This is a genomic window from Arthrobacter sp. JCM 19049 (genome assembly GCF_001310435.1).
Genome location: NZ_BAXF01000148.1, coordinates 1 through 4,749 on the forward strand (window position 1 = coordinate 1; position 4,749 = coordinate 4,749).

Annotated in this window: 9 protein-coding genes and 1 pseudogene; 3 read left to right on the forward strand and 7 right to left on the reverse strand. The window is 64.6% G+C overall.

The window, feature by feature from the left end; genetic code table 11:
* Positions 1-249, reverse strand: a 249-nt coding sequence (locus JCM19049_RS08240) for a hypothetical protein (protein WP_279402760.1), incomplete at its 3' end; no start/stop codon positions are given.
* A gap of 382 nt (positions 250-631) precedes the next feature.
* On the opposite strand from JCM19049_RS08240, the gene JCM19049_RS08245 reads away from it, so the two are divergent.
* From JCM19049_RS08245 to JCM19049_RS08255, 3 genes are all read left to right on the forward strand, one after another.
* The gene (locus tag JCM19049_RS08245; RefSeq protein ID WP_054821349.1) at positions 632-901 is read left to right on the forward strand and encodes a Rho termination factor N-terminal domain-containing protein; all 270 of its coding nucleotides are present in this window, start codon (positions 632-634) and stop codon (positions 899-901) included.
* Between the two features lie 28 nt (positions 902-929).
* Entirely contained in the window at positions 930-1,118 is a 189-nt protein-coding gene (locus tag JCM19049_RS08250; protein ID WP_054821350.1) for a hypothetical protein, read from the forward strand.
* A 102-nt stretch (positions 1,119-1,220) separates the two neighbouring features.
* The gene (locus JCM19049_RS08255) at positions 1,221-1,421 is read left to right on the forward strand and encodes a hypothetical protein (RefSeq protein WP_054821351.1); all 201 of its coding nucleotides are present in this window, start codon (positions 1,221-1,223) and stop codon (positions 1,419-1,421) included.
* Positions 1,422-1,545: 124 nt separating this feature from the next.
* Here the strand turns inward: JCM19049_RS08255 and JCM19049_RS19525 are convergent, their stop codons facing one another.
* From JCM19049_RS19525 to JCM19049_RS19535, 6 genes and pseudogenes are all read right to left on the reverse strand, one after another.
* Positions 1,546-1,689 carry a hypothetical protein gene (locus JCM19049_RS19525; protein ID WP_279402761.1) on the reverse strand — a complete coding sequence of 48 codons (144 nt, stop codon included), beginning with the start codon at positions 1,687-1,689 and terminating at the stop codon, positions 1,546-1,548.
* Positions 1,647-2,243, reverse strand: coding sequence for a carbohydrate ABC transporter permease (locus tag JCM19049_RS08260; protein WP_279402762.1), 597 nt, complete (start codon positions 2,241-2,243; stop codon positions 1,647-1,649). Before JCM19049_RS08260 ends, JCM19049_RS19525 begins: the two co-directional genes overlap by 43 nt.
* A 185-nt stretch (positions 2,244-2,428) precedes the next feature.
* Complete coding sequence (locus tag JCM19049_RS08265) at positions 2,429-3,265, reverse strand: carbohydrate ABC transporter permease (protein ID WP_306420746.1); 837 nt, start codon at positions 3,263-3,265, stop codon at positions 2,429-2,431.
* 94 nt (positions 3,266-3,359) lie between these two features.
* A complete protein-coding gene (locus JCM19049_RS08270; protein WP_279402763.1) occupies positions 3,360-4,283 on the reverse strand; it encodes an extracellular solute-binding protein in 924 nt (307 codons plus the stop codon).
* A complete protein-coding gene (locus tag JCM19049_RS19530; RefSeq protein ID WP_279402764.1) occupies positions 4,277-4,480 on the reverse strand; it encodes a hypothetical protein in 204 nt (67 codons plus the stop codon). Before JCM19049_RS19530 ends, JCM19049_RS08270 begins: the two co-directional genes overlap by 7 nt.
* A pseudogene (locus JCM19049_RS19535) lies at positions 4,398-4,749 on the reverse strand (hypothetical protein); the annotation flags it as partial. The pseudogene JCM19049_RS19535 and the gene JCM19049_RS19530, both read right to left, overlap by 83 nt.

Here is a 4,749-nt window from a genome sequence, read left to right on the forward strand (position 1 = left end):
CTCGTGCGGGGCGCCGGGCCCCGCCTGCTTGCGGCCGCTGTGACCGTCCCCGGTGCCGACCGGTTCGTTGTGCTGCGGCACGCCGGAGTTCGATTCCTCGTCGTCGTCGCGGTCGGTGTGGGCGGTGCCTACCGGCTCGTTGTGTTCGGCGCTGGACGTGGTGTCCTTGCTGCTGGTGTCGTTGGGAGTGCCCACCGGTTCGGTGTGCTTCTGTGGATGTCCAGGGTTCTGGGACTGATCATGGGACATGATTGTTTCCTCCTGCTTTCGACATTCGACGGTAGGAGACCGCGCCGCCTCGGGCGACGTAGCCCCTGCTTCAATCCACAGTCTTACAGGCTTGCCCGGCGTCCACAGGCAGGGCAGGGTTTTCACGGAGAAAGCTCAGACGATACTCGGATTCGATTAAGGCGTGCGGGATTTTGTTCTCACCGCGTGATAATACGACCGGCGACGATGGCCTTCTCGGTGTTAGCTGGGATTTCCCGCAAAGCCGCACACACGCCCTGTTACCAGCCTGTGAGGTGGTCTAGCGTGATGCGAATAAGGGGCCTGCACCGGGCACGGCCGAACGTCCGGGACGGTGAACCAGGGTCCACGGCGCAGGAGTGAACCGAGTAGGGGAGGATCCATGCCAGAGAACAAGGGCAACAGCCGCATCAAGGACGAGGAGCTCTACGAGGAGCTTCGCAAGGAGGGCAACTCCAAGCAGAAGTCCGCCCGCATCGCCAACGCCGCCGCCCGCGACGGGCGCTCGAAGGTGGGTGAACGTGGCGGGGAGTCCGGCAGCTACGAGGACTGGACCGTTCAGCAGCTGCGGGATCGGGCGGCCGAAATCGGCATCGATGGCCGCTCCAAGATGAAGAAGGACGAACTGGTCGAGGCCCTGCGCAATTCGTAGGGCTGCATCCAAGGAAAGGACTGGACCAATGAGTGATCGCAAATCTTCCGACGACTACCCACAGACCGACGAGCAGGCGGCACGCCTGGCCGAACCGGTCGATCAGGAAACCACCGACCAGCAGGCCAGCACCGAGCGCGGCAAGCGCGGCGATGAGCAGACCGGGCCGGCCGGCAAGGGAGCCGACGAAGACGAACAGCGCTTCGACGCGGGATAGGCCGGCAACGGCCCCGCCACACACAACTTTGCACAAGGGAGAACCAATGTCAGACAGCCGTGGAGTATCTCGTCCGCAGAAGAAACGCCCCGGCGTGGGCTCATGATCTCCGGTGCCATCATCGCGGTGGCCTTCGCCGCGTTCCTGATCTTCGCACCAGGAGCCGGCACCACCAACCCCAGCCCGCTGTGGATCGCCGTGATCTGGGGTGCGCTGATGTTCATCTACGGCGCGTTCCGGGCGATCCGCGGGCGTCACGCATTGGACCACCCGCGCGGCGGCACCAGCGTCGACGGCAAGTAGCCGCACACGCCCGGTGACTGCCACCGCCGCAGCACGGCGGTGAACCACACCGGACCGTGAAGAAACCAGCCAGGGGCTGCAGATCCCGTTCAAGAACTGCAGCCCCTGGTCTGTGGTCCGCCCGCTATCGGGGACCGGCGGGTGCCGCGCCCTCCAGGATGTGGCGCTGGGCGATGAAGAAGACGATGATCATGGGAATGGTGGCAATGACGCTGGCGGTGACGATCAGCTCCCAATGCCAGTTGCCCGCAAAACCAAACTGATCCACCAGGCCTTCAGCCCGCGGGGGATCGTGAACGTGGTTTCATCGCGCAGGTAGATCAGCGGCCGCATCAGGTCCGTCCAGGCCGCCTGCGTCTCAAAGACCAAGGTCACCACGATCGCCGGCTTGCACAGCGGCAAGGCGAAGTTCCAGTACAGCCGCCAGTCGCTGGCCCCGTCCACGCGCGCCGCCTCGAAGACCTGCCGGGGCAGGCCCAGGAAGAACTGCCGGATCAGGAAAATGTAGAACGCCGAACCGAACAGGTTCTGCGCCCACAGCGGCGTCAACGTCCCCACCTGGCCCAGGGCATCCCAGATAAGGTACGTGGGAATCAGGGTGACCACCCCGGGCAGCATCATGGTGGCCAGAATCAGGAAGAACAGCGCGTCCCGGCCGGGGAAGCGGTAGTACGCGAACCCCCAGGCCACCAGAGAACTGCTGAACGTTACGGCCAGAGACGCCAGCACGGTCACCAGGATCGTGTTGCCCATCCACAGGGCCATCGGCGCCGACTGCCAAATGTCCAGATAGTTCTGCAGTGTTGGGGTCGCGGGGATCAACCGGTTGTCGAAGACCTCTGACTGCGGTTTGAAGGAGGCCGAAAGCAGCCAGATCAGCGTAGATGAACAGGCCCGTGGCGATCAGCAGGACCACCCAGGACAACAGCTTGCGCACCTTGCGCAGGGCCGTGCGCTGCCCGGCCATCTCGCGCGGGGGGCCGGCGATGCTGCTGGTGCTGCGGATGCTAGCCACCGTCTTCTCCTTCGTAGTAGACCAGTTTCCGTCCGGCGAAGTACTGGATCATCGAAATCACCATGATCACCAGGAACAGCACCCAGGCCAGCGCCGAAGCGTAACCCATGTGCAGGTATTCGAAGGCCTGGCGGAACAGGTAGATGACGTAGAACAGGGCCGCGTCATTGCTGTAGGTCTGGTTGCCCGCCCCGAAGTACGCGGTATAGGCCTCGGTAAAGGTCTGCAGCCCGGCAATCGTGTTGACGATGACCAGGAAGAACAGGGTTCCGGAAATCATCGGCAGGGTGATGCGGGTCAGCCGCCGCCAGGCCCCGGCCCCGTCCAGCTTGGCCGCGTCGTACAGGTCCTGCGGCACCTGGTTCAGCGACGCCAGCAGGATCACCACCGATCCGCCCAGCGTCCACAGGCTCATCAGCACCAGGCCCGGGACCACCCAGCGTCCATCGGTGGTCCACTGCGGGCCGGGGATTCCCACGGCCTCCAGCAGGACGTTGACCGCTCCGGTGTGCCCGTTGAACAGCAACAGCAGCAGCACGCCCACCGCCACCGGCGGGGTCATGTTCGGCAGGTAGAACACGGTGCGGAAGAAGCCGCGGCCTCGGATCACCTGCTGCAGCAACAGCGCCAACGCCAGGGCCACCCCTATGTGCAGCGGCACCGAGAGCAGCGTGAAGTACATGGTGTTGCGCAGCGAGAGCAGCACCTTGGGGTCCTCGAATAGCTCCCGGTAGTTGTCCATCCCCACAAACGACGGGTCGGTCAGCACGTCATAGTCGGTCAGGGACAGGTAGGCGGTGTAGATGATCGGCCAGGCGGTGAAGATCAAAAACCCCAGGACCCATGCTGATGAACACCAGCGCGGTCAGCGTGGTGCGCCGCCGCCGGGCCCGCCGGGTGGTTGCGGTTGCCATCGGGCAGCCCTACTGTTCCGAGCTGCTGGCCTGGGAATTGGCCTCCCACTCACTCCACGCCTGGTCCAGGGCCCGCTGGGCTTCATCCTGCGCGGTTTCCAGCGAATCGGTGACCGACGCGTTGCCGCTGAGCACCCGGTTCACCGCGTCCAGCCACGCCTGCTTGAACTGTGCGTCGGCCGGCAGGGCCGGGATGGCGAAGGAGTGGTTGTTCGCTTCGTAGGACGCCTCCACGGCCTCGGCCCACGGGGAGGCCAGGTAGTCGTTGGTGTCCACGAACTGCTCCTTGATCTGCTCATCCGCCGTCCGGTTCGCCGTGAACAGGCCCGTGAACGGCTTCTGGTCCTTCACTCGGTCATCCGAGCGGGCCTTGGCCGCCGCCAACCAGGTGTCGGTGGTGGTCATGGTCTTCAAAAAGCGGCAGGCGGCCTGCGGGTTGTCGCCCCCGCTGGGGATCGCCCAGGCCGAACCGGTGCCAAAGCTCATCGGCTCACCGGCGGAGGTCTTCATCGTGGTGAACGCCATTGGGGTATTGGGGGAAACGTCGTTGAGGATATTGACGTACCACTGCTCCATGGGCATCGCGCCCAGGGCATTGGTGGCGAACTGGTTGCCCTTGCCGAAGAAGTCGGCGGAGTCACGCAGCGACTTGACGGTGCCAAAACCGTCCTGCTTTTCGTAGAGGTCGATGCCGAACTCCAGGGCGCTGACCACCTTCGGGTCGTTCAACAGCGCGGTCCGCCCGTCCTCCGACACCAGGGCGGCACCCTCGCCCATGGCCCACAGTGGAAGGAATTCTGGAAGCTTCGGGTCGTAGCCGATGGCCGAGAGCTTGCCGTTCTTGTGCTGCATCATTTTTTCGGCGGCATCGGTGATCAGCTGCGGGTTGGACCCGTCGATGTCCTGCACGGACAGCCCGGCGGAGTTCAGCATTTCGGCGTTGGCATGATGATCTGCACCTGGTTGAACTCCGGCACCCCGTAGACGTTCCCGTCGAAGGTGACCTGGGCCAGGGCCGACTCGCGGAAGTCATCGGTGTTGATGCCCTCACCCTCGATGCAGGTGTCCAGCGGCATGACCGCCTTGCGGGCGGCCATCGAACCCAACTCGTCTCGGTTGATGTAGATCAAATCCGGGGCCTTGCCTGCGGCAATGGCCGACAGCAGCTGCTGGGTGTCCAGTTCCCGGCCGGGCGCTGAGCGTGGCCGGCTTGATGGCCTCCTCGGCCAGGTCGGTGCGGGTGCTGGCCACCTCGTCGGCGTCCCGGTTGAAGCCCATCACATCCAGCTTGCCCTGAAGCTCGGCGTCGGTGGAGAACTCGATGCCCGGATCGTTGTTCTTGTCATTGGTGCTGCCCCGGGCGCAGCCGGTCACGGCGATGGCCGCGACACACGCCAGG